This is a genomic window from Amazonocrinis nigriterrae CENA67 (assembly GCF_016056305.1).
Classification (GTDB): domain Bacteria; phylum Cyanobacteriota; class Cyanobacteriia; order Cyanobacteriales; family Nostocaceae; genus Amazonocrinis; species Amazonocrinis nigriterrae.
This window is the reverse complement of the sequence record NZ_JAECZC010000051.1, coordinates 1-23,158: the sequence shown is the minus strand read 5'-3', so window position 1 is coordinate 23,158 and position 23,158 is coordinate 1. Positions and strand designations below refer to the sequence as shown.

At 42.6% G+C, this 23,158-nt stretch carries 21 protein-coding genes; 9 read left to right on the top strand and 12 right to left on the bottom strand.

Going from position 1 to position 23,158, the window contains the following annotated elements; all coding sequences use genetic code 11:
• Positions 1–663: 663 nt before the first annotated feature.
• Together I8748_RS21590 and I8748_RS21585 are read right to left on the bottom strand one after the other, a co-directional pair.
• Positions 664–1,014: a carbon dioxide-concentrating mechanism protein CcmK gene (locus I8748_RS21590; RefSeq protein ID WP_198126604.1), complete on the bottom strand. Its 351-nt coding sequence runs from the start codon at positions 1,012–1,014 to the stop codon at positions 664–666.
• Between the two features lie 85 nt (positions 1,015–1,099).
• On the bottom strand, positions 1,100–1,411 hold the full coding sequence (locus I8748_RS21585) for a carbon dioxide-concentrating mechanism protein CcmK (RefSeq protein WP_096557130.1): 312 nt from the start codon (positions 1,409–1,411) through the stop codon (positions 1,100–1,102).
• Between the two features lie 117 nt (positions 1,412–1,528).
• Between I8748_RS21585 and I8748_RS21580 the strand changes: the two genes are divergently transcribed.
• Positions 1,529–2,434: an alpha/beta fold hydrolase gene (locus I8748_RS21580; RefSeq protein WP_198126603.1), complete on the top strand. Its 906-nt coding sequence runs from the start codon at positions 1,529–1,531 to the stop codon at positions 2,432–2,434.
• Between the two features lie 111 nt (positions 2,435–2,545).
• Here I8748_RS21580 and I8748_RS21575 read toward each other — a convergent pair whose 3' ends face one another.
• A complete protein-coding gene (locus I8748_RS21575) occupies positions 2,546–3,124 on the bottom strand; it encodes a hypothetical protein (RefSeq protein WP_198126602.1) in 579 nt (192 codons plus the stop codon).
• Entirely contained in the window at positions 3,124–3,756 is a 633-nt protein-coding gene (locus I8748_RS21570; RefSeq protein ID WP_198126601.1) for a ParA family protein, read from the bottom strand. Before I8748_RS21570 ends, I8748_RS21575 begins: the two co-directional genes overlap by 1 nt.
• Positions 3,757–4,062: 306 nt before the next feature.
• On the opposite strand from I8748_RS21570, the gene I8748_RS21565 reads away from it, so the two are divergent.
• Together I8748_RS21565 and I8748_RS21560 are read left to right on the top strand one after the other, a co-directional pair.
• Complete coding sequence (locus I8748_RS21565) at positions 4,063–5,442, top strand: cytochrome P450 (protein WP_198126600.1); 1,380 nt, start codon at positions 4,063–4,065, stop codon at positions 5,440–5,442.
• 474 nt (positions 5,443–5,916) lie between these two features.
• Complete coding sequence (locus I8748_RS21560; protein WP_198126599.1) at positions 5,917–6,279, top strand: hypothetical protein; 363 nt, start codon at positions 5,917–5,919, stop codon at positions 6,277–6,279.
• An 88-nt stretch (positions 6,280–6,367) separates the two neighbouring features.
• On the opposite strand, the gene I8748_RS21555 is transcribed toward I8748_RS21560, so the two are convergent.
• The 7 genes from I8748_RS21555 to I8748_RS21525 all read right to left on the bottom strand — a co-directional run bounded on the left by I8748_RS21555 (position 6,368) and on the right by I8748_RS21525 (position 12,751).
• Positions 6,368–7,735 (bottom strand): NAD(P)/FAD-dependent oxidoreductase, encoded by a 1,368-nt coding sequence (locus I8748_RS21555; protein WP_198126598.1) that lies wholly within the window; start codon positions 7,733–7,735, stop codon positions 6,368–6,370.
• Positions 7,736–7,833: 98 nt separating this feature from the next.
• Positions 7,834–8,076, bottom strand: coding sequence for a hypothetical protein (locus I8748_RS21550; protein WP_198126597.1), 243 nt, complete (start codon positions 8,074–8,076; stop codon positions 7,834–7,836).
• A gap of 37 nt (positions 8,077–8,113) precedes the next feature.
• Positions 8,114–8,812, bottom strand: coding sequence for a cytochrome c oxidase subunit 3 (locus I8748_RS21545; RefSeq protein ID WP_198126596.1), 699 nt, complete (start codon positions 8,810–8,812; stop codon positions 8,114–8,116).
• 124 nt (positions 8,813–8,936) lie between these two features.
• On the bottom strand, positions 8,937–10,622 hold the full coding sequence (ctaD, locus tag I8748_RS21540) for a cytochrome c oxidase subunit I (RefSeq protein WP_198126595.1): 1,686 nt from the start codon (positions 10,620–10,622) through the stop codon (positions 8,937–8,939).
• A complete protein-coding gene (locus I8748_RS21535; protein WP_198126594.1) occupies positions 10,612–11,538 on the bottom strand; it encodes a cytochrome c oxidase subunit II in 927 nt (308 codons plus the stop codon). The genes ctaD and I8748_RS21535 overlap by 11 nt, the downstream gene beginning before the upstream one ends.
• A 92-nt stretch (positions 11,539–11,630) precedes the next feature.
• The gene (locus I8748_RS21530; RefSeq protein ID WP_198126593.1) at positions 11,631–12,236 is read right to left on the bottom strand and encodes a DUF2231 domain-containing protein; all 606 of its coding nucleotides are present in this window, start codon (positions 12,234–12,236) and stop codon (positions 11,631–11,633) included.
• Entirely contained in the window at positions 12,236–12,751 is a 516-nt protein-coding gene (locus tag I8748_RS21525; protein ID WP_198126592.1) for a DUF2231 domain-containing protein, read from the bottom strand. The genes I8748_RS21530 and I8748_RS21525 overlap by 1 nt, the downstream gene beginning before the upstream one ends.
• Before the next feature lie 1,738 nt (positions 12,752–14,489).
• Between I8748_RS21525 and I8748_RS21520 the strand changes: the two genes are divergently transcribed.
• Positions 14,490–15,842: a histidine phosphatase family protein gene (locus tag I8748_RS21520; protein ID WP_198126591.1), complete on the top strand. Its 1,353-nt coding sequence runs from the start codon at positions 14,490–14,492 to the stop codon at positions 15,840–15,842.
• 284 nt (positions 15,843–16,126) lie between these two features.
• Positions 16,127–17,446 (top strand): dihydroorotase, encoded by a 1,320-nt coding sequence (locus I8748_RS21515; protein WP_198126590.1) that lies wholly within the window; start codon positions 16,127–16,129, stop codon positions 17,444–17,446.
• A 186-nt stretch (positions 17,447–17,632) separates the two neighbouring features.
• On the opposite strand, the gene I8748_RS21510 is transcribed toward I8748_RS21515, so the two are convergent.
• Positions 17,633–17,881 (bottom strand): hypothetical protein, encoded by a 249-nt coding sequence (locus tag I8748_RS21510; RefSeq protein ID WP_198126589.1) that lies wholly within the window; start codon positions 17,879–17,881, stop codon positions 17,633–17,635.
• Positions 17,882–18,603: 722 nt separating this feature from the next.
• On the opposite strand from I8748_RS21510, the gene I8748_RS21505 reads away from it, so the two are divergent.
• The 4 genes from I8748_RS21505 (at position 18,604) to I8748_RS21490 (ending at position 23,011) form a co-directional block, all read left to right on the top strand.
• Positions 18,604–20,028: a BCD family MFS transporter gene (locus I8748_RS21505; RefSeq protein ID WP_198126588.1), complete on the top strand. Its 1,425-nt coding sequence runs from the start codon at positions 18,604–18,606 to the stop codon at positions 20,026–20,028.
• A 73-nt stretch (positions 20,029–20,101) separates the two neighbouring features.
• Positions 20,102–20,908, top strand: coding sequence for an inositol monophosphatase family protein (locus I8748_RS21500; protein ID WP_198126587.1), 807 nt, complete (start codon positions 20,102–20,104; stop codon positions 20,906–20,908).
• A 480-nt stretch (positions 20,909–21,388) separates the two neighbouring features.
• Positions 21,389–21,961: a hypothetical protein gene (locus I8748_RS21495; RefSeq protein ID WP_198126586.1), complete on the top strand. Its 573-nt coding sequence runs from the start codon at positions 21,389–21,391 to the stop codon at positions 21,959–21,961.
• A 96-nt stretch (positions 21,962–22,057) separates the two neighbouring features.
• A complete protein-coding gene (locus tag I8748_RS21490) occupies positions 22,058–23,011 on the top strand; it encodes an MDR/zinc-dependent alcohol dehydrogenase-like family protein (protein WP_198126585.1) in 954 nt (317 codons plus the stop codon).
• Positions 23,012–23,158 lie beyond the last annotated feature (147 nt).

Here is a 23,158-nt window from a genome sequence, read left to right as displayed (position 1 = left end):
GTTGAGAGTTGTTTGACTAACAGACTATGGTATTCAGTAGCTGGGTGCAGTTAAATATATAGCAAAGTGCGATCGCGCAAAGTAAAAGTCTATGAGTTAGCAAACTAGACTTTTATCCGTCTTGATAAGGCGGGGCAGTGAAGCGGTACAGTAAGGGAATTGATATTACGCCACTCCCAAAGGCTATCGGAAAACTCACCCACGGAGGTGGCTTTCCTGGTGGAGTAATTGCTGTATCTGGAGGGTCTTGGGGGTTTCCACGGTACTTGCATTCTATGAGGAAACTCCCTACCCTTCTTCTTCAAAGATGCGCTTTGTGTAGCTGGCTTAAGCGTAGGGCTACGGGAACGCAGGAGAGCGAACGGGTTCAGGGGTGACGCTACGAGGATCGCTAAGGCTTTTTGAGCGTCATCCCAAAGGCTTATACGCAGTTGATGATGGCTACTTAGTTTGCGTTAAACCTTGATTCAGTGCGTATTCATAATGCTTCACTGAGTTAGCTCACTAAGCTTGCTAACATCAGTTCAATTAAATGAATCTTTTATCTCAACCTGACATCTTAGAAAAACTCAATATCCAAAAGTCTCTGGTCAAGAGTGGATAATTAGTAAGCACCCTAGACTATTAACTTCTGACTTCTATTGAAAACTAACGATTCTAACTTTATCGCCCGTTTGATGACCTGATAATTGGATTTTCCACTGATTCCCGATACTGTTGGACTTGTTCGGTGTAAGCAATTGGTAGAACAGCTTCGACGTTTTCATGGGGACGAGGAATAATCACCCAGGATTCTAAAGTACCACCATGAACATTTTCTGCGGCTTCAACGCCAGCAGCCATAGCAGTTTTTACCTCAGAAACATCACCGCGAATATTGACTGTAAAACGAGCGCTACCCACTCTGATATAACCAACAAGGGTGACTCGGCCAGCTTTGACCATAGCATCTGCTGCGGCTAGTACAGCAGGAAAACCCTTGGTTTCAAGCGATCCAACTGCCTGTAGTGACATTAGCAATCTCCTATATGAATAAACGTATGTGGCGTAACAAGTTAATTGTACGTAGCTTCGCTACGAATTTTAATGGCAAAATCGCTTAGAAGATACGGAAAGGTTCGGATTTTTGAGTAAAGTGGATTGGTAGGATTGTTTCCACGTTTTCCGGAGGATTGGGGACTATATAGTGAGTGATGACTGTACCAGCCTTGACTTGCTCTCCAGCAGCTATTCCTGCTTCTACAGCTCTTTTCACTTCAGCAACTTGTCCCCGAACTGCAACTAACAAGCGAGCGCTTTCGGCTAGACCATAATACACCAGTGTAACTGCGGCAGATTTCACCATTGCATCTGCTGCGGCTAAGACACTGGGAAAACCTAAAGTTTCAATTACGCCAACCGCCATCGGCATGGCATCAGCTCCTAAGTCAAGAATAAGTGATATCAATTGTACGAGGCTTTAGTCCTAATTTTGACATTTAGGAAAACTTTCTTTTTAGGGAGTGGGGAGTAGGGTAAACTAAAGTTTATGTTTCCGAGCTTTTTACCTACCGCAGTTGGGCAACTGACAGAATCTGCCTCGATCGCTCTAGCTCAAAGTATTCAATCTCAAGCGATCGCAACTCCCCTAACTAGTCAACCGATCACCACTACCTATGCGCGTCTAGGTAGTGGTGGTACACCAATTTTATTAATCCACGGCTTTGACAGTTCTGTATTAGAATTCCGTCGTCTTTTACCACTCTTGGCAGTTGATAATGAAACTTGGGCAGTGGATTTGCTGGGTTTTGGCTTCACACAGAGACTTGCAGGCATACAGTTTAGCCCCACTGCTATCAAAACCCATCTATATTATTTCTGGAAAACTCTGATTAACCAACCTGTTATTTTGGTAGGTGCATCAATGGGGGGTGCAGCAGCGATTGACTTCACTCTCACTTACCCAGAAGTGGTACAGAAATTGGTGTTGATTGACAGTACTGCTTTAAAGGGGGGTTCACCATTAAGCAAATTGATGTTTCCCCCGTTGGGTTATTTAGCAACTGAATTTTTGCGTAATCCCAATGTCCGCGATCGCATTTCTCGTACTGCTTATAAAAACCCCAGTCTTGCAACTGTGGATGCTCTCAATTGTGGAGCATTACATCTACAAATGGAAAGTTGGAGTCAAGCTTTAATTGCTTTTACTAAAAGTGGTGGTTACACTGCTTTTAGGTTTAAAAAGCTTTCTGAAATTGTACAACCAACTTTAATTTTATGGGGTGATTCTGATAGAATTTTAGGCACGAAAGATGCCAAGCGATTTAAAAGAGCAATTCCCCAAAGTCAGTTAATTTGGATTCCAGATTCTGGGCATGTTCCTCATTTAGAACAACCAGAAATTACTGCAAAATCTATTTTAGAATTTCGCAGTGACACAAAAATAAAGAGTTAGGAGTTAGGAGTTAGGAGTTAATAATTATTCTCCCGCGCTCCCCTGCTCCCCTGTGCCCCTAATCCCCACTCCCTCCGGTCGTGGGGGCCCCGAGTTCCCCTGCTCCTCTGCTTAGTCATACAACCAAGTATTGGACGAAAAATCATCATTGGTATCTTTTGGTGCTTCTGGCAGTTTTTCAGATATCCGGTGTGATTTTCTGTAATCGCTTGGATTATATTTTTCTCTTACTTGAATTGAAGATTTATTTTCTTTTTCTTTTACAGCTGCTTTATTTTCCTTCTCTTGTTTGAAAGAGTTATTTTCTTCTATTAATTTAGAATTAGCTTCTGCAAGTTGCAGGGCTGTATTTTTAGCTTCGTTAAGCTCTTTTGTTAGCCGTTCTGCGGCTGCTTGTTGTTCAGATAAAGCTGATTGTAAATCTGTAATTTTTTCCTGAAGAGTTTTTTCGTTTTTCTGCGATTGTTCTAGAGTTTCTTTTAGCTCTTTGAGCATCACTTCTAAATCAGCCTTAGTAGGGTTAGTACGTCTTGTAGAATTTAGTTCAGGTGCCGACGTTGCTGATTCCTCAGCTACTGAAGTATCCTGTTCAGCAATTTCTACAGCATCAACTTCGATCGCAGATTCTTCAGTTGGTGTCAATTTTTGTGCTTCTTCTTGTAATAAATCAGACAAACGTTTCTTAACCATTATTTCCTCCAATCACGCTGTAGTTCATCAGCCACACGGCGGTAGTCTGATTCTGCTTCTTTAGCATTTTTTCCTCGCCATTGAGTAATTGCCACACCCTCTAGTGCTGCTCGTTCGTGGGCTTTGTAGGCACGGATGAAAGCTTTGCAAGCAGGAATTCCTAGCCGCTGGAGAGTGTTTTGTGCTTCTATTGCTTCGCCTACACTCCGCATATCGACTTTAGTCAATAGTACCCGATGGGGGATTTTCACAGGAACGACTGCTGTTTTGACTGTCTCAACGAGTACAGCTAAGTCCATTGCTGCTGGTGGTGTAGGCAAAACTAGATAATCTGCGATCGCCACTACTGTCGCTAATGCTTCAGATTGCAGCGCCGGAGGTGTATCCACCACTACTAAATCGTAACCTTTTATTTTTCGTAAATCACTTAAAAGTTGTGGATTTGTTTCTTGGGATAAATCAAATCCCATATCATTCTGATTCCGGCCAACCCACCAACTGGCAGAACCTTGAATATCTGCATCAACGAGAAGAACTTTTTTTTGTTTCCCAAACTGTGCAGCCAAATTGACGGCGGTAGTCGTTTTACCGACTCCTCCTTTACCGTTGAGAATAGCGATGATTTTCGGCACTGCTTACTTCCGATGCTGCCATAAATGAATATACCGCTTTGTGCGCTCTTTAATACTAATTCGTAATTCGTAATTTAAGACACGCTTTTGGTTAGGGAATGGGGGAGATGAGGGGATGGGGAGATGAGGGGGATGAGGGGGAAGTAACTAATGCCCCATGACGCCAGTTGCTTTCCGACGCAAGCGCGATTGTTCGCACTGGCTCCCCAATGCCCAATGCCCCATGCCCTATTCCCTTTTTCTTCAGTATGAACAGAAAAAACTCGTAAAGATAGAATTATAAGCCATTAACTCTCACAACAGCTTATGACAGCAATTAACAGTTTGCCTGATGGGCCAAGAATACACCGCCTGGTGCGACTATTCAAGTTTATTACTCAGCCAGTGGAGTATTTAGAGGATTTCGCCAAAGTCTATGGTGACAACTTCACCATCTGGGGAAGTAGAGAGGCGCAACTTGTGTACTTTAGTCATCCCCAAGCGCTAGAAGAGATTTTTACTGCTGATGCTAGCTACTTCGAGTCTGGCAGGGGAAATGGAATTTTACGATTTTTGCTTGGTGATAATTCCCTAACTTTACTTGATGGCGATCGCCACCAGCGCCAACGCCAATTATTGACGCCTCCTTTTCACGGTGAAAGAATGCGGGCTTATGGTGAGACTATCCGCGAAATCACTCAGCAGGTAAGTAGTGAATGGAAGATTGGAAAGCCCTTTAATATCCGGGCATCAACGCAAGAAATCACCTTACGGGTAATTTTACGAGTGGTATTTGGTGTAGATGAGGGGCCATTATTTGAAGAACTGCGGCGATCGCTAACTTCTGTATTAGAATTTACGGGTTCTCCCCTGATGTCCGGCATGTTATTTTTTAGTTTCTTGCAAAAAGATTTAGGTGCGTGGAGTCCTTGGGGACGAACTGTACGCTTGTTACAACAAATTGATCAACTTATTTATGCTGTAATTCAACAACGTCGGGCAGAATCTGAACAAAATCGCCAAGATATCCTTAGTTTATTAATCTCTGCTCGTTATGATGACGGACAGCCGATGTCAGACGCAGAGTTACGCGATGAATTAATGACAATGTTAGTTGCGGGACATGAAACTACAGCTTCGGCGTTGACATGGGCTTTTTACTGGCTTGACCAGTTACCAGAAGTGCGTGAAAAATTCCTAAAAGAATTGGATAGCCTTGGTGTCAACCCAGAACCGAGTAGCATTGCTAAACTTCCTTACCTCACAGCAGTTTGCCAAGAAACTTTGCGATTATATCCAATTGCAATGAGTGCTTTTTTCAGGGTTGTGAAATCACCAATTGAAATTATGGGCTATAAATTGCCTGTGGGGACAGCAATAATCCCCAGTATTTATTTAGCACACCACCGCGAAGAAGTTTTCCCAAATTCCCAGCAGTTTAAACCAGAACGCTTTTTAGAAAGGCAATTTTCCCCATACGAATATTTTCCATTTGGTGGTGGAAATCGCCGCTGTATTGGTTTGGCATTTGCCCAATATGAAATGAAAGTTGCATTGGCGACGATTCTATCGCAGTATCAAGTATCTCTGCTGAATCAGCGTCCAGTGCGTCCGGTGCGCCGTGGTTTAACTCTAGCTGCACCAGCAAGAATGCAAATGGTAGCAAAACCTCTGTTAAAGCAGGCAAATACTCCTATTGGCGTGTAATTTACGTTGAAATTTGCTGTATGTAGCCAGGGAATTAATTTCCTGGCTCATAGCACCAGTCTGTTGAACTTGAAGTGTCGTGTTCCAAGCTCGAATGATGGTGTTATAAAGGCGATCGCTCCCCTTCAGATTATAAACATCGCTTCTGGCTGATCTCCATCAAAGCCAAGTCCTACTCTGCAATCAAGATTAATCAGCAATTGCGATGCCTACTACAACAATCCGCAAATTTAATTCATTTATTCTTCATATTTATAAACATAATGTTGGCTTTTGAGATGTTTTTACACCATTGCCAGAATGGTATTTTGTCTGTTTATTTTCTGTAGTAGAGAATAAAGATATTGACAATGCTGATTTACTTAAATAACATGATTTCAGAAAATAAGTCATACTAATAATAGATAGTATTAGGTCGCACAAATATTTTGCCGAGAGAATAATAACAAGTAAAAAAGAATTGGGATAAAACTAATGAACGCTAAAATTGTTACTGTTCTGACAATTATGGTAGCTTCTGTAAGCTTAGGATACCCGGTTCGTGCCCAATCACCAGAAGCAGCAACCAACTTAAACACCGAAACCTATAAATTAACTGGTGATTCTCTAGAAGGGGTTGGTCATAGAACAGCCCAGGAAGACTTCACGAAATTTTTTGATAGCAAAAATTCAATAAGCATCTCTAACGATAACGAACAGAAAAATACAACTCCAGGTAGACTTCGCTTAAACCAGACAATATCATTACCAGAGACTCCGATTTTATTACAGCCAGCGGCTCAGTCTGTGAACGGCAATGATGGAGTGCAAGTGCAATTGGATTTGGGTAAAGAGTAATATTGTGTTCGCGTAGCAGCAACTAAAAAGAAGTCTGTTGACCGATGACAGATGACAGTCATCAGTTATCAGTCAACACAATTACTCCCTACTCCCTTTTCTCCTCATCTCCCAACATTCGCAGTAATCTTCTGGCAACTATAACACCTACAACCCCTGCACCAACTAATTCCACGGCTTGCACCACTTTTTTGCCGACATTGTGAGGGTCAAGGTGATGATGAAAAATCTCTTCATCCAGCCATTCAGTAGTGGCTTGAAAATCATGAATGGGAGTTGGCAATAACGTTAAATAAGTGCCTTCACGGATTAAGTGTGCGGGTTCGCCTGCAACTTCAAAAATATTGAAAAGGTTAGCAGCAGCATCATGTATCCCCAACTTCAACAGAGTTCCCCGGATGTTAACCTGGGCTGGCTTGGGATCTTCTCCTAAAGCCAGTGCTTTCAAATTGCGAGCAATATCAGCACCTTGTTGATAAGCCACCTGGGCTGTTGGTGGTAGCGATTTGTCTTGAATTGCTGCACAGTCACCCCCTGCAAAAACTTCTGGAAAGTCAAGCAGTTGCAAAGTGGGAGTAACTAAGGGGCGACCATGATGATCTCTACGTTCTTGAGAAATTGGCAAGTCTTTAATTAGCGGATGGGTAGAAGTGCCAGCAGTCCAAATGGTGGTAAATGTTGGCAGTTTCTCGACTTGATCGTGGTATTTATATTCAATTAAATTAGGATGAACAGCAGTGGCTTCTGCTTCCAGGATGATTTCTACAGGTACAGTGCGTTTTTTCAATTCCTGTTCAGCAACTAAACGTAGCGGATCGTTGATATCGCCTTCAAGAATTGCTTTGCCGTGATGAAGCACTACTACACGGATTTCACTAGAATTGCCTCCTAAAGCACCATACCAATGTGGGAGAAAATCAGCTAAAGTAGCCGCCATTTCTACACCACTGGCACCACCACCAACCACTACTACTGTTAGCAATTGCCGACGTTGTTCGGAATCTTCGGTTTGGATAGCTTGTTGCAAACAGTCGCGTAAATGTCGGTCAAGAGCGATCGCATCTTCTTGTGTCCAAAAAGGAAAGGCATGTTCTTTTGCACTTTCAACCTGGTGATAACCAGTAACACTGCCCAAAGCTAACACTAAGTTGCTGTAGTTATAGGAATTTCCTGAAACTAATTTGACTTCCCGTTGATGCAGGTCTATCGACTGGACTGTATCTTGAACAAAGATGACACCGCTACCTTTCAGTAATTCTGAAAAACGCGGTAATACTTGAAAACTATCCATCTCGCCATCAAAATACTCGTAAAGTAACGGTTTAAAACAAAAGCGTTCATCTTTATCAATCAAAATGACAGACCGAGGATAATGTTGGTGAGCCAAGTGCAAGGCTGTAAATATTCCGGTAAAACCACCACCAACAATCACAGTTTGATAAACTGGACTATTCATAAAATACTCTCCCAATTCTTGTTAAAGTATTTGTCAGTTGTTAGTTGTTAGTTGTTAGTTGTTTTGTGACCACTGACCACTGACCACTGACAAACTTGTTATACAACTAAAAACAAAGCGATTAAAATGGTGCTGAGAACAAGAGCAAACACAATCGCATATTCAACTCTGCGGCTAAAAAAGCCTACAGCAGCGACTAGAGCGATCGCTAGCCCAACAATGCCGATATACTGTTCTTTTTGTAGACGGTGGGCAATTAATGGATCTTGGTTTTTATCTAGTGGGCTAGCTCCTTCAATCGCTCTCGGTGATGGCAATTCTTGTGCTAAGAATAAATTCATAAATACCTCCTAAAAATACAAGTATTTCGCAATACTTCTAGGCTCGCCAAAGGTAGATAATAGAGAATAAAAAGACCCAAATCACATCAACAAAGTGCCAAAATAGAGTTGTCGCACTTGCACCAAAGTGACCCTTGTGATAGTTACCTGGAATGAAGGAGCGGGCAAGCATAATTATTTGGAGAAGAACGCCAGCAAGAACATGCAGACCGTGGAAACCTGTCAATAAATAGAATGTTGAACCAACTAATCCTGTGTTTAACCCAAAATCGAGTTTGCTCCACTCAATTGCTTGACCGATTAAGAAGTAGGTTCCCATGCAAATTGTCATCAACCAGAACAAACGGAATTTAATGATTTCTCGGTGCTGGAGAGCGTTTTCTGCAAATTGAATTACTCCGCTACTGGAAAGCAGTATCACCGTGTTGATAATCACCAAATTAGACAATTCTGGCCCTGAAACACCAGGTGGTAGCCAATTTTTTGAATGAGTCAATCGCAGACCAATGTATGTCAAGATAAAACTCAAAAAGACTAAGCTTTCTGACAAGAGGAACACGGTGAACCCGAATATTGCTTTGCCATGATGATCTTCAGCACTTCCGCCACCACTAGGTAAAAAGCGCTGTGCCTTATTTGGTAAGCGTCGCCGCCACCGCTCAAAACGGACAGGACTTTCATCTATATAGATGGTGCGACGTTGGACAATACGAGATTGAAAAAAGCGACGTTGCATAATTTTGCGAAATTGGGAATAGGGAATAGGGAATAGGGAATAGGGAATTGGGCATAGGGCATAGGGCGTTAAAAAATTTAGAACTATATCTATTTCCTAGTACCCAGTACCCAGTACCCAGTACCTAGTACCTAGTACCCAGTCCTTGGCTTCCTGACTCGTTGTCGTCAGTAGGTTCTATGACTGAGTATTTGGGATCGCCATAGTCGTAGGGAGGCCTTCTGACAATTGGAATCTCCTCAAAGTTATCTGGGGGTGGTGGTGAAGAGGTTGTCCATTCTAAACCGCTGGCGTGCCAAGGATTATCAACTGCTTTCGGCCCGTATAACCAGGAAACCACAATGTTAGCAATAAAGGGCAGTATGGATGCACCCAGCAAGAACGCCCCTAGACTAGCGATGATGTTCCATCCCTGATAGCGTGGGTCATAAGAAGAAACTCGGCGTAACATTCCCTGCAAACCCAACGGGTGCATGGAGAAGAAGGTGAGGTTGGCAGGGATAAAGGTCAACCAAAAATGCAGCTTACCCCAACCTTCGGCATACATCCTGCCAGTGATTTTAGGAAACCAGAAGTAAATGGCTGCAAAGATTGCCATTGTGATGGTATTAAAAACAATGTAGTGGAAATGACCCACTACAAAATAAGTGTTGTGGACGTGAATATCAAACGGTGTTGCAGCTAGCATCACTCCGGTAACACCACCGAAAATAAACATGGCTGCACCTCCCATAGCAAACAGCATTGGTGTTTCTAGGTGCAGCTTGCTCTTCCAAATTGTGGCAGTCCAGCCAAATGCTTTAACACCAGTAGGCACAGCAACTAACATGGAAGTAACCATGAAGGTCATCCGCATCCAACCAGGGGTAGCACTGGTGAACATATGATGTACCCAAACGAAGATACTAACCAAAGCAATGCCTAACGAAGCAATAGCTAATGACCGATAGCCAAACAGAGGATTGCGGGAAAATGCAGGCAGCACTTCCGCAAAAATTCCAAAGGCTGGTAGTGCCATGATGTAAACTGCTGGATGAGAGTAGAACCAAAATAGGTGCTGATAAATAATTGGATCGCCACCCTCCGAAGGTTTGAAGAAATGTGTACCAAATGCCAGGTCAAATAAAAGTAGGATCAATACGCCTGTTAAAGAGGGTAAATTAATCAATTGCAACAACTGAGCGCTGAGAACTGACCAAACAAACACAGGCATCCGAAAAAACGTCATCCCTGGTGCCCGCATCCAAAAAATAGTGGTGACAAAGTTAATAGCCCCCATGATTGAAGAAATGCCTATCAGCAGCAAACTTACAATCCAAACAAATTCACCATTAATCGGTTGACCAGGCGGAATTTGCAGACTAATTGGTGGATAAGACCACCAACCAGACTGCGCGGTACCATTGGGCAGTAAGAAGCTAGCTAGTAATAAAATACTGGCTGGTGGAATCATCCAAAAAGAGATGGCGTTAAGCAAGGGAAACGCCATATCCCGCGCTCCAATCATCAACGGTACTAAGTAGTTAGAAATACCAGCATTGAACGGGATAATCCACAAGAAAATCATGATTGTCCCGTGCATGGTAAACAAGCCATTGTAGAGGGGGCGGTCAACAACATTTAATTCGGGGGTGATCAGTTCAGCACGAATGATCATGGCCAATAGCCCACCGATCAGAAAGAAAATGAAGGTGGTCACCATGTATTGAACACCGATGACCTTATGGTCAGTGCTGAAGCTGAAATAGCGTCGCCAGTTATCAACAGACTCCCTAGCTTCAGTTATTTTTTCAATGGGATTATGTGTCATTGGTTACTTTCCCTTTGCCTGTAATCACATAGGGTTGTGCTGGTGCGACAGTGTACCAGCTAGTCTTAAACCATGTCTTTGGTGGTTGGGTATACTCGACAACTGCTTGATTTGTTGCTGAAGCTGGTTCTTGAGTAGCCGTCTGGTTGAGCCACTGGTTATATTTTTCGGGAGATTCAACGTATACATTCGCATCTAGCAAAGAAAAGTAAGTACCGCTGAATAGAGAATCTTTTAAATGGTATTTGCCTGTGCGAATGGGCGTTAGCACAAGATCAATATTGCGTCCGGGGACAATATACTGCTGTAAGCGGAACTCAGGGACGTAAAAACTGTGAAGCACGTCTTTAGCGTGCATATTGAGGCGAGTAGAAAGGTTTACAGGTAGGTGTAATTCATTACTAATGACATTATTCGGATAGCGAAAAGACCAATCCCACTGCTTGACAAAGACTTCAATAGTTTCAACTGCTGGTTTGGGAACATCGCTGATTTCTGCGGCATAAGCTGGTTCCGGTTCTAGAGGCGTATGCAAATGTACAATTTGCTGCAAGCCTATGATGTTTAATTGCTGATAAATATTGAAGCCTTGAAAAGCAATCCACAGCACTAACAAAATTGGGGTTGCCGTCCACAAAATTTCTAGCCTCACATCACCTCTAGAGGGATGGCCTTCAGTGTAGTCTTCCTTGGGCGCGCGAAAAAAAATAACTGAATACAACATCATGCTGTTAAGCCCCAGGAAAATGAATGCCCCAATTGAGACTAAAAAGCTAAACAAATCATCTACCTTTTGTGCTTCTGCTGTCGCTTCAGCAGGCATCCAAGAAAACGCCTGCTGCCCAATCCAATGGCTGACGACGAGCAAAACTGCAATATAACCAGCTATTAGTAAATATTCTAAAATTCTCACCATAGACTGTCATTTGTCATTTGTCATTTGTAAGAGTTTCAAGCCCATTTATGTTTCGTCACATAGTTTGGTTTGTTTCCACCGAATTACTTATTTTATTGGAGTAGTAAATTAGGGTTTTTGCCATTCCTCAGCAACTCAGCAGCAGTTACATGAATCCCGAATTGCTCTCCTAGGTGTGCCCCTAAAGTTCCATGAACGTACAATATGCCTAGCATGGCAATGCCTACTAATAAATAGCTCCACTGCACTTGTCTGGAAGCATCTTTGCGAGTGCGATCGCGTTGCAAACCTCTCCATACAGTCATGGCAACAATAATTCCCAACAGCAAAACACCACCCAAACCATGCAAAAGCATTGTCCAACCAGCATTCAACCCCCAATCACTCTTTTGATTAACTGGTGGGTTCGCCAGTAATAACTCGAAAAAACCAAATGCAACGGTAAAAAATGTGACAACAGCTGCTCCTACTAGGTTGTACCAGCCCACATCGAAGAATCCAGAACGGATGGCAGTCAGACCCAAAAATTTGAAAATAAATCGTTCTGTGGGGAAAATAGCTCCTGCTATGTCAAATAAGATGCTGATAATAAATAAACCCAATGTCAGATGCACTAACTGCGGATGTATGGGAATTTCGTAGGGTAGACCGTTAGCATTCAGCGGTAACCTTAACTGGTCAATTAGTTGCGAGTTCATCACAACACCCCCTGCTTCATCGCTTCAACTACAGGCTTGACATGAAACCCATAGACCCAAAATAGTTTGCTTCCTAGATATACTTGCAAGCACACCAGACAAATCAAAAACGTTGCGACACCAAGGTAAGCAGGTGGTATTTTTGAGGAATGGCGATCGCGTTGTCCCCGGCGTAGGCGATCACGGATTACATAACGCCAAGCTGTTATCCCAACAACAATCACCGACAGCGACCAACCCATGACTGTATGAAAATTCAGTGTTGGCTCGGCTGCTTTTGAGACTTGTGCTAAACCTGCTTCAAACTGACCAAAGATAACCGCTAGAAAAATGGCTCCCGAAGCCACAAACATATTCCAGAAGCTGACTTCAAATAAACGCAAATTGTGAGTGAAATAGCCCACCACATCACAGAAAAATGAAAAAAATACCATCGCAATTACAAAGTGGACGATGATGGGATGTATGGGGTCAGGGTATGGTAGATTTTCGCTATTCAGAGGCAGAGCAAGCATTGCTTTTTACTTCAAGTATTTACGCGCTATCATGACTTTTTGAGTAAACATAAAATTTAGTCTTGAGTTTTTTTGTACTTTGAGTGATGCTTAGTTTATTCAAATAAAAATCTTTTTACCTAGATATTTATTTCTCAGTAAATATATTTTCTGAAATATCAAGATAAAAACACTATCTTAAGAATGATTTTTATAAGAAAGTATTTATTAGTTCATCTCTATATTTTTAATAGATAGAGAAAATTATTTAGCTAAGTTAATAATAATTAATCAAATATATTGTATACACATCTATTTCAGTAAAAGCTTGATAAGGCTTGATTAGCAAGCTTTTTAATTTTTCGCTCAAGAATAATTAAGAATCAAATATATTTGATTCTTAATTATTAGTTAAAACTTACTGTTGACTTAATATTATAAAGATTTCATCCAATAATGAAATTAGAATGAAAATTCTCTCACTCTTTAGTTAGATAAGTAAGTCGGTGGGAATAAACCAAACTATATTACGAAAAGTAAATACGCTTGAAACCCTTACTAATGACACCACGTGCTTCCTTTGGTGAGGAAGTTGCCGTCTTGGTTAGTCCAGCCCCCGTCTTGGTGTTAGCGTAGCGGTAGTGACGTAGGAGGTCGGCAGTGCGGTCTTGGGGTCTCCCCAAGTCGAGCAACTGCCGATCTTCGCAGCGTTAGCGAGGTACGAGCGTCACCCGTAAGGGCTTGTTGCCAGATGGGGAACTGGCGATTTCAAGAGCGAAGCGCGAGAAGCGCGAGCGTCACCCGTTCGCTCTCCTGCGTTCCCGTTCGCGTAGCGTCTCCGTCAGGAGAAGGGTAGGGAGGTTCCCTCCGTTGTAGCGTCTGGCGTCCGGCTTAGCCGACTTGGGCTTTCCTGGCGTTGAGGGGAGTTTTGCGACCATCAGAACTTTGTAAGAGAGGACAAATGATGACCCTCACCAGTTATACCGTTTTACTTTAAAGTTGATACCTTTAGGGGAGCAGAGGAGCAGGGGAGCAGAGGAGAAATTATTTGTATCATTAATTTAGTGAAATACTATTAGCTTTATTTGCACTGACCTACTTATGTTTATTATTCCAACAGCTAGAAGCGATCGCTACTGGAAGCCTCTAAAGTAATGCCAGAACTCAAATAATTAGTTGTCAACCAAGAATTATCAATCATCACACTTGAGTTTTGCTGTCAATTTTCAGTATCAGCAACACTCAAACTCTACATCTAGAGAAAAGATTATCAACGATTATCCTTACCTCTTCAAAGGTCAAAAAGCACTTACATAGCCGTAGCCAGATGTTTTAGGACAATAAAGATTTGCCTTTGTAAACATGAGCCTCAATCAATGGTCGTGCAAGCAAGTTAAACAACATTGGCTGGTGAAAAGCCTGCGTATCACCGCATCCCTCAAGTAGATGCTTTTTTTTAGCTTGTATTCCTTACTGTGTCTATGTTGTGATTTACTAGAGTATTACTTGGAGTAGTTTTCCAAGTAGTTTAGAACATAGACAGAAAAAGATAGGTAGCTTTTCATGGTCTACCCCCTTTCCCTGGTAGCAGGATATGGAAATGGTACGCTCTCAAAGTGAGCATTAGTTGAGCATGACAATGAGTGTATAAATATGTTCACAAATAATGCTTAAATACAGAGAAATAAACTTTTAAGCATTACATGAGCATTTTAGAGGGTTTAAAGGCTGAAAGCATTTACTTTAGGAGGTTTACTAGATGACTCGTGTCATCATTGTTCGCCACGGACAAAGCAGCTATAACACAGAGCGGCGTATCCAAGGACGCACTGATGTGTCAGAATTAACAGAAAAAGGTCGTAACGATGCCAGGAAAGTAGGCAAAGCCCTCAGTAATCTTTCATTTAATGCTATTTACAGCAGTCCTCTCCAGCGAGCAAAACAGACAGCACAGGTCATTAACAGTGAGCTAGCAATTCATGTTAGAGAGACTGCTGTGATCCAAACAGACGATAAACTGCTGGAAATTGACTTGCCTTTGTGGGAAGGAATGCTTACATCTGATGTCAAGCAGAAGTTTACTGAAGACTATGAAATTTGGCATGAACGTCCCCACGAACTGCGGATGTTGCTGAACAATGGAGGGGAAACAAGAGAACATTTTCCTGTCCTAGCTTTATACGAGCAAGCGCGGCAGTTTTGGCAAGAAATTTTGCCCCAACATCCAGGGGAAACTATTGTGATAGTTGGGCATAACGGTATTAATCGCGCTCTGATCAGCACAGCATTGGGAATTTCTCCAAGTCGCTACCATTCCATACAGCAATCTAATTGTGGCTTGACTGTATTGAATTTTGCTGGTGGATTAGAAGAAACAGTCCAACTAGAATCAATGAATCAGACGCAACACATGGGAGAGACTCTGCCTTCATTGCGGCCTGGGCATCAGGGGGTAAGATTGTTGTTGGTACGTCACGGAGAAACAGAGTGGAATCGCCAAACTAGGTTTCAAGGACAAATTGACGTTCCTCTTAACGACAATGGTAGACAACAGGCACAAAAAGCTGGTGAATTTCTCCAAGATGTACCAATTGACTTTGCTGTCAGTAGCTCAATGCTGCGTCCTAAAGAAACAGCAGAAATTATCTTGCATCAGCATCCCGATATAAATTTGGAATTAGAAGATGGTTTAAGGGAAATCAGTCACGGACTTTGGGAAGGAAAATTAGAAAAAGAAATAGAACAAGAGTTTCCCGGAGAATTAGAGCGCTGGCGAACACAGCCAGCAGGTGTACAAATGCCTGAAGGAGAGAATTTACAGCAGGTGTGGGAGCGTAGCGTCGCAGCTTGGCAACAGATTGTGCAAGCAGCATTGGATAATCAATTCAAAACTGGATTAATAGTGGCTCACGATGCAACTAATAAAGTTTTGCTGTGCCATGTTCTAGGTTTATCAACAGAAAATTTCTGGAATTTCCGCCAAGGAAATGGTGCAGTTAGCGTCATTGATTACCCCAGTGGGCTAAATGGTTTACCAGTCATGCAAGCAATGAATATCACTACTCACTTGGGTGGAGGCGTACTGGATAAAACAGCAGCTGGAGCATTGTAGAAAAGTTAGGAGTTAGGAGTTAGGAGGCGCAAAGTTAGTTGTAGGGGCGGGTTAGCTAGAAATTCAAGTAGCAACAAGATATGCCGGGTTTACCCGCCCCTACAGGAGTTGGGAGTTAGGAATTAGGAGTTAGGAGTGAGGAATAAATTTAGGAAAAATGTAAAAAATTTAGGGGTGAAGAATGAGGAGTGAGGAATAAAGTAAGAAGTCAGTAACAAATAATTCCTAACTGCTAACTGCTAACTGCTAACTGCTAACTCTAAAATTCCTAACTCATAATTTTTATGACTGAACTGTTGCAACAAGTAAGGGTAATTGACCCAATTTCTGAAACTGACCAAGTAGCTGATGTGCTAATTGCTGATGGTGAAATCCAAGCTGTTACAGCACACATTTCTGATATCAGCGCCGATACGCAAATTCGAGATTGTCGGGGTTTAGTGTTAGGGCCTGGGTTAGTTGATTTGTATAGCCATTCCAGCGAACCAGGGTTTGAAGAACGAGAAACTTTGTTGTCTTTTTTGCAAGCTGCTGCTGCTGGTGGCTTTACCAGAGTTAGCCTCTTACCGGATACATCTCCGCCAATTGATAATCCTGCTCTTGTGGCACAGTTGCAGAAGAGGAGAGATGGGGGGATGAGGGGGATGAGTTTGTCTCCCCTGCTCCCCCCCTCCCCTGCTCCCCTGCTCAACATCTGGGGTGCTATCACCTTAGATATTGCTGGGAAACAAATGACGGAATTGGCAGATTTAGCTGCTGCTGGAATTGTTGGTTTTACCGATGGTAAGCCATTGGAAAATTTGGCTTTGGTGCAACGGGTTTTGGAATATCTGCAACCTTTGGGTAAACCAGTGGCTTTTTGGCCTTGCGATCGCCAGCTTACATCTAATGGAGTCATGCGGGAAGGGCCGGATGCGCTGCGGTTCGGTTTGCCACCAATACCCGCTAGTGCAGAAACAACTGCGATCGCTACTTTATTAGAATTGGTAGCCGCCACAAATACACCTGTACATATCATGCGTGTCTCCACAGCTCGCAGTGTGGAACTGATAGCAACAGCCAAGGCTGCTAATTTACCCATTACCGCTAGCACCACTTGGATGCATCTATTACTTGACACTAAAGCAATTAAAAGCTACGATACGAGCTTGCATTTAGACCCGCCTTTAGGCAATCCCAGTGATTTGGCGGCTTTGCGTGCAGGGGTGCGTGCGGGTATTGTGGATGCGATCGCAATTGACCATGCACCCTACACCTATGAAGAAAAAGTCCAAGCCTTTGCCGAAGCGCCACCAGGAGCAATTGGTTTGGAGTTAGCATTACCGCTATTGTGGCAGTATCTTGTGGAAACTGGGGAATTTACAGCTTTAGAATTATGGCGGGCGTTGAGTACTAAGCCTGCGGAGTGTTTGGGACAGAATATGAGTGCAATTAGTCCTCAGCAAAAGGCTGAACTCACTTTATTTGACCCGCAGCAAACCTGGAAAGTTGAAAAGAAAAATTTGTATACGCTTTCGAGTAATACACCTTGGTTAGGACAACAATTGCAAGGTCGAGTTGTACAAACTTGGTGTTATAGCAAAGTGCAAAGTGCTGAGTGCTGAGTGGAAACCTAGTTTGACGTTTTCTAGACTCTGGAAGACGGTAGCACTCAAAAAGTAATTCATGATAGACAACTGTTGCTGTCGCTATTTCATTTTCATGTTGCCGTAGCATTTCGATAACATTGGGATTGGGAATTGGACGCAATGGTTCGGAAAGAATATTTGTATCTAATAAAAAACGCAAGTTTACCAAGTTACCTCACGTCCTGGTGAAGAATCTCGTACATCTGCAAAAATTTCTGGTTCAATACCTGCGGTTTCTAATTCTTGTTCTTGGCGGAATTTTTCCAGGGATTTCCAGAATTTCGATTCACTATTAACACTTGTTTGAGAGTTTTCGTATAGAATCTCAATGAATATTTCTTGTCCATCAGGAATGTTGATTTCCTGAAATATTTCTATTGTATTTTTGCGCTTGATGCCTTTGATTTTCATAATGTTTATTCGATTTTGCTGCTGCTAATGGTCAATGATAGAGCAAGCAATAGCCAGAGTAAGCAATTTTAGATGTTAATGCTCTGATGAATTGCTATAGCGATCGCACCACAGCCTGAACAATACCAAGCCAACCTTAGCGATCGCAAGTAATATCATGTCCACCTCGATATCAATGGTCAGCAAAGACGCGCATCGCTATTCACAAACCTTCATTGACTCTTGGATCTTGGTTGTTGCACCTCAAAGCATGAAGTTCCGAGTTCTGAAGACAAAGTTTCGAGTTCAAAGCATGAAGTTCCGAGTTCTGAAGACGAAGTTTCGAGTTCAAAGCATGAAGTTCCGAGTTCTGAAGACGAAGTTGCCAGTTCAAAGCATGAAATTCCGAGTTATGAAGGGAAAAATTGGAGCTTTCAACCTCAACATTGGACATTAAAAGCAAAATGGGCAGAATCATCACACTTTCCTTGTGACAATAATTTTGACAATACTCCTATCTACGCTACGGACTGATTGTTTCTGGCTGACTTGCAATGTGGCTTCTGATATCGTTTTTGTCATCACAATAGCAAGGGGACTTTGCTTGTATAACCAAGATTTCTGATTGCTAGGGCTACGTGCTTTGTAGGGTTTCTTAAAAATCTGGGATTTTAAGTTTCATCGAACAGTTTATCTTTATTTAAAGAGAGATCATATTTGATAAACGATACGAAAAAACAGCTATGGGAAGCGGTGAAATGTTTGATGCCGAAGCAAAATCCCCAGCGGTGCCAAAGGTCAACTTGCTGACCGTGTTCCGACTAGGGTTATTTCAAATGGGGTTGAGTATGATGTCCATCTTGACTCTGGGCGTACTTAACAGAGTCATGATTCAAGAAATCGCAATTCCGGCAACGCTGGTAGCATTGGTGTTAGCACTACCCGCATTTGTTTCTCCTTCCCGCATCTGGTTCGGTCAAATATCCGATGCTAAGCCGTTGTGGGGATATCACCGCACAGTTTATGTTTGGGTGGGGGCGGCAATATTTACGATCGCTGCATTTTTAGCTGTACAAGTAATGTGGCAGCTGAATAATGCCGCCAGTAGTGCGGGTGGCTGGGTATGGACAACCCAAACAATCGGCTGGACAGCACTATTATCCTTGGTTTTTGCTGTCTACGGTTTAGCACTTTGTGCTAGCGGTACTGCCTTTGCAGCTTTGTTGGTGGATGTATCAGAAGAAGACAACCGTTCCAAAGTCGTTGGTATTGTTTGGTCAATGCTAATGGTGGGGATAATTGTCGGAGGGATTCTCGCTAGTAAGTTGCTACCACCTGAAGCAACAGCAGCCAACTTACAGTCAGCAGTCAACAGACTATTTGTCATTGTCCCAGCACTGGTATTTGGTTTTGCGATCGCAGCAACAATTGGCGTTGAGAAAAAGTACTCGCTTTACTCCACCCGTTCCACGTTGGTGAACCGGGAAGACAGCATTACTCTAGGCAAAGCTTGGGAAATATTAACAGCTAGTCGGCAAACAGGTTTGTTTTTCACTTTTTTAATGGTGATGACACTCTGTTTGTTTATGCAAGACCCCGTTTTAGAACCCTATGCAGGACAGGTGTTTAAAATGCCTTTGGCTGAAAGCACCAAACTAAACGTTTTCTATGGCATTGGTCTGCTAATTGCCTACAGCGTTGCAGGCTTTTTTGTTGTGCCACGTTTGGGTAAGCGCAAAAGTGCCCGCCTAGGTTGTATGTTGGTGGCATTTTGTGCAGCATTGCTAGGTTTATCAGGATTCACAGCTAATCCAGCTTTTTTGAAGCTAGGTTTAGTCTTGTTTGGTTTAGCTACTGGTTTCTTAACTACAGCAGCAGTTAGCTTGATGTTGGATCTGACAGCAGCGGAAGCCGCAGGTACATTCATTGGTGCGTGGGGACTAGCACAGGCCATGTCTAGGGGAGTGGCGGTAGTTTTAGGTGGTGCGGTTTTAGATGTTGGTCGCAGGTTGCTACCTAATTTGGTGCTAGCCTATGGATTGGTATTTGCCCTCGAAGCTGTAGGAATGGTGCTGTCGATTTGGTTCTTGAATCGAGTCAATGTCACCGAGTTTCAAACAAATACCAAACAAGCGATCGCTTCTGTTCTGGAAAGTGATCTAGACTAAACTAAAAGCTGCCCAGCCAAAATCTGAATTTACCTATCTTGGCTCAGTAACGCCTTTGCGCGAGAATTAATCAATGAATGATTTTTGGACAACAGTTCTCGATTTTGCCCAGACTACCACTACCAGAGTGGGAAAGCAACTCATGCAGGACTTTGGGCAAGTGCAGGCTTTGCAAAAAGCCGATGGTAGTTTGGTGACGCGGGCGGATAAATGGGCTGATCAAGAAATTCGGGATGCGATCGCTTCTAGTTTCAATGGCTACGGCATTTTGAGCGAAGAAAACGATCAAGTCTTTCCAGATAGAGAGTGGTGCTGGGTAATTGACCCTCTGGACGGTACAACCAACTTCACACGGGGTATTCCCATTTGGTCGATTTCTTTAGCTTTACTGTATCAAGGCACACCGATTTTTGGTTACGTTTACGCGCCGCCACTCAATCAAGCTTTTCATGGTTTCTGGGAAGGTTCATCTGGTTTAGCAACGCCATCAGGTGCATTTCTCAATCATCATCCCATCCACACCAGTGTTGATGCTCCCAGCAGCAATCATTTTTTTAACCTTTGTTCCCGTAGCACCGCTGTCATCCAAAAAGGATTTCCCTGTAAAATTCGTATGTTGGGTGTAGCGAGTTATAACTTCCTGACCGTTGCTACTGGGGCAACATTAGGCGGCGTTGAAGCGACACCAAAAGTTTGGGACTTGGCTGGGGCCTGGGTAATTGTTCAAGCTGCTGGTGGCGTTTGGTCATCACTGAAATCAGAACCGTTTCCTTTGATACCAGGACAAGATTATAGCGATCGCTCTTTTCCCACCCTGGTGGTCAGCCGTCCCGAATTACTGACAGTGTTTGAACCGTTTCTTAAAGAATTGAAAATTTAATTGGTTGCTTTTTTCACAAATTCATTAAGCGACGTATGCAATTAGCCTACACTTTGCTGCAAAAGTGTAGGCTTTTGCTATGCAAATTTAACGATAATTTGAACCTATGATGTTTTTAGGATGAATTCGGTTGTGTTCATCTTGAGAAAATGAAAGACTAGTTTACCTAATCAATTAAATAACATTCTGGTTCGTAAGCTATTACGCTAATAAATTGCACATTTATTCTAGTTGAACGTTGACTGTTAACTATCAATGTTCATGAAAATTGTTGTGTAAATTAAATACGTTTTAGCTTATGAAAACGTGAGTTCTATGAGTACTGTTTTGACCTCTCCCCCAGCCCCTCTCCTACGAGGAGAGGGGAGTAAAACCCTAGTTTGTTCGTTGCTCCTCCCTCTCCTTGTAGGAGAGGGAGGTTGGGAGGGTGAGGTAGTAGCGAACTCACGTTATGAAAGCATAGCTGCAATATAATTTACTATGTTGTCTAATCTAGATTTAATTCGTGAGTTTGTAGAAAAATCTTGCCACAAACAAGATGTTTTATTATCAAATTCTACTTTAATAGCACAGACAGTTTATAAAAGTAATCAACTAACAGCTAAGTCTGAAGGATTGATTGCTACAGCCCAATTCAATAATAAACTACCTGAGTTTTTCATTCAGGCTAAGTCATCTCATTGGGAATTGATGAATCAAGCATTGGCGGAATACTGTTATCTCCTGAAAGGAGAAATAGATCATCGTGGTTTTTATCAATATCAATACTACAAAGTGCCAAAAGGCTATCAAATGCACTGTACTAAATCTGTGATGTTATGGCGAGCTTGGTGGAAATATCGTAAAAATCTGTTAAAGGGTGGTATTCCATTGGATCTTTTGATTCAAAATCGAGATTCATGGTATCCCATCAGAGATTTAATTATTAGCGATGGACTTCTTTATATCAAAACTTTAGGGAGTGAGATAGAGTTTCATGCAGATGATTTGGTGATTTGGTTAAGTAAAATTAATACCAATTTAAATATTGAAAATGCTGATTCCACAGGGTAAAACTACCGTCTTGGCACATCTGTTGAATTCAATTGAATGTTGAAAAATTGTTATACTGTTTACTGAGTAATGCGGTTAATACCAGCTTAAACAGTGATGAAAGGACTCTGGCTCGAAAATAACGAATTACAACTACGTACAGATATTCCTATTCCTGAGCCACCACCAGGAGAAGCTTTGGTGCGTGTCTTACGTGCGGGTATTTGTAACACTGACCTCGAATTAAAAAAAGGTTACTATCCCTACACTGGCATTTTAGGACACGAATTTGTTGGTGTGGTGGAACAAGGGCCAGAACACCTATTAAATCGGCGCGTAGTTGGAGAAATTAATGCTGTCTGCGGTAAATGTCGTTTTTGTCTTAGCGGACAACCAACTCACTGCGAAAACCGCACAGTACTGGGCATTGTGAACCGTCACGGAGCTTTTGCAGAATATCTCTGTTTGCCAGTGGTAAACTTGCATCCTGTACCGGATCATGTACCAACAGAAGTAGCAACTTTTACAGAACCATTAGCAGCAGCACTAGAAATTCAGCAACAGGTATCCTTGGGTAAAAATGACCGAGTGCTGGTGGTTGGAGATGGCAAACTAGGACAACTGGTAGCCCAGACATTAGCTTTAACAGGCTGTGAACTTTTGGTAGTGGGGCGACATCAAGACAAACTTGCTAACTTAGAGGCGAGGGGTATCAAAACGGGTCTAGCCGAGGCTGTGACAGATAGAGCCTATGATATCTCAGTAGAGTGTACCGGCAACCCAGAAGGATTTGCGATCGCTCGTCGCGCTTTACGTGCCCGTGGTACTTTAGTGCTTAAAAGCACCTATGCTGACAATCTCAACATAGATGTCTCTTCTTTGGTAGTAGACGAAATTACTCTTATTGGCTCTCGCTGTGGCCCCTTTCCGGCTGCTCTTGAGCTACTCGCCACAGGAAAAGTAGACGTACAGCCCTTAATTCACGCCCATTACCCTCTAACTGAAGGGCTTGTAGCTTTTGAACATGCTCAGCAGCGAGGAGTTTTAAAGGTTTTGTTAGAAATTAGTTAAGAGTCAGTTGTCAGTTGTTAGTTGTCAGTTGTCAGTTGTTAGTTGTCAGTTGTCAGTTGTTAGTTGTCAGTTGTTAGTTGTTATTTCTCCCTCATCCCCCTATCCCCCCATCTCCCCCGCTCCCCTGCTCTGAAAGCTCCCTAATAC

Bases quoted from the DNA above. Each gene is read 5' to 3' on its own strand.
- I8748_RS21590 (WP_198126604.1), bottom strand. From the start codon at position 1,014: ATGTCACTACAGGCAGTTGGATCGCTTGAAACCAAGGGTTTTCCTGCT.
- I8748_RS21585 (WP_096557130.1), bottom strand. From the start codon at position 1,411: ATGCCGATGGCGGTTGGCGTAATTGAAACTTTAGGTTTTCCCAGTGTC.
- I8748_RS21580 (WP_198126603.1), top strand. From the start codon at position 1,529: ATGTTTCCGAGCTTTTTACCTACCGCAGTTGGGCAACTGACAGAATCT.
- I8748_RS21575 (WP_198126602.1), bottom strand. From the start codon at position 3,124: ATGGTTAAGAAACGTTTGTCTGATTTATTACAAGAAGAAGCACAAAAA.
- I8748_RS21565 (WP_198126600.1), top strand. From the start codon at position 4,063: ATGACAGCAATTAACAGTTTGCCTGATGGGCCAAGAATACACCGCCTG.
- I8748_RS21560 (WP_198126599.1), top strand. From the start codon at position 5,917: ATGAACGCTAAAATTGTTACTGTTCTGACAATTATGGTAGCTTCTGTA.
- I8748_RS21555 (WP_198126598.1), bottom strand. From the start codon at position 7,735: ATGAATAGTCCAGTTTATCAAACTGTGATTGTTGGTGGTGGTTTTACC.
- I8748_RS21550 (WP_198126597.1), bottom strand. From the start codon at position 8,076: ATGAATTTATTCTTAGCACAAGAATTGCCATCACCGAGAGCGATTGAA.
- I8748_RS21545 (WP_198126596.1), bottom strand. From the start codon at position 8,812: ATGCAACGTCGCTTTTTTCAATCTCGTATTGTCCAACGTCGCACCATC.
- ctaD (WP_198126595.1), bottom strand. From the start codon at position 10,622: ATGACACATAATCCCATTGAAAAAATAACTGAAGCTAGGGAGTCTGTT.
- I8748_RS21535 (WP_198126594.1), bottom strand. From the start codon at position 11,538: ATGGTGAGAATTTTAGAATATTTACTAATAGCTGGTTATATTGCAGTT.
- I8748_RS21530 (WP_198126593.1), bottom strand. From the start codon at position 12,236: ATGAACTCGCAACTAATTGACCAGTTAAGGTTACCGCTGAATGCTAAC.
- I8748_RS21525 (WP_198126592.1), bottom strand. From the start codon at position 12,751: ATGCTTGCTCTGCCTCTGAATAGCGAAAATCTACCATACCCTGACCCC.
- I8748_RS21520 (WP_198126591.1), top strand. From the start codon at position 14,490: ATGACTCGTGTCATCATTGTTCGCCACGGACAAAGCAGCTATAACACA.
- I8748_RS21515 (WP_198126590.1), top strand. From the start codon at position 16,127: ATGACTGAACTGTTGCAACAAGTAAGGGTAATTGACCCAATTTCTGAA.
- I8748_RS21510 (WP_198126589.1), bottom strand. From the start codon at position 17,881: ATGAAAATCAAAGGCATCAAGCGCAAAAATACAATAGAAATATTTCAG.
- I8748_RS21505 (WP_198126588.1), top strand. From the start codon at position 18,604: ATGGGAAGCGGTGAAATGTTTGATGCCGAAGCAAAATCCCCAGCGGTG.
- I8748_RS21500 (WP_198126587.1), top strand. From the start codon at position 20,102: ATGAATGATTTTTGGACAACAGTTCTCGATTTTGCCCAGACTACCACT.
- I8748_RS21495 (WP_198126586.1), top strand. From the start codon at position 21,389: ATGTTGTCTAATCTAGATTTAATTCGTGAGTTTGTAGAAAAATCTTGC.
- I8748_RS21490 (WP_198126585.1), top strand. From the start codon at position 22,058: ATGAAAGGACTCTGGCTCGAAAATAACGAATTACAACTACGTACAGAT.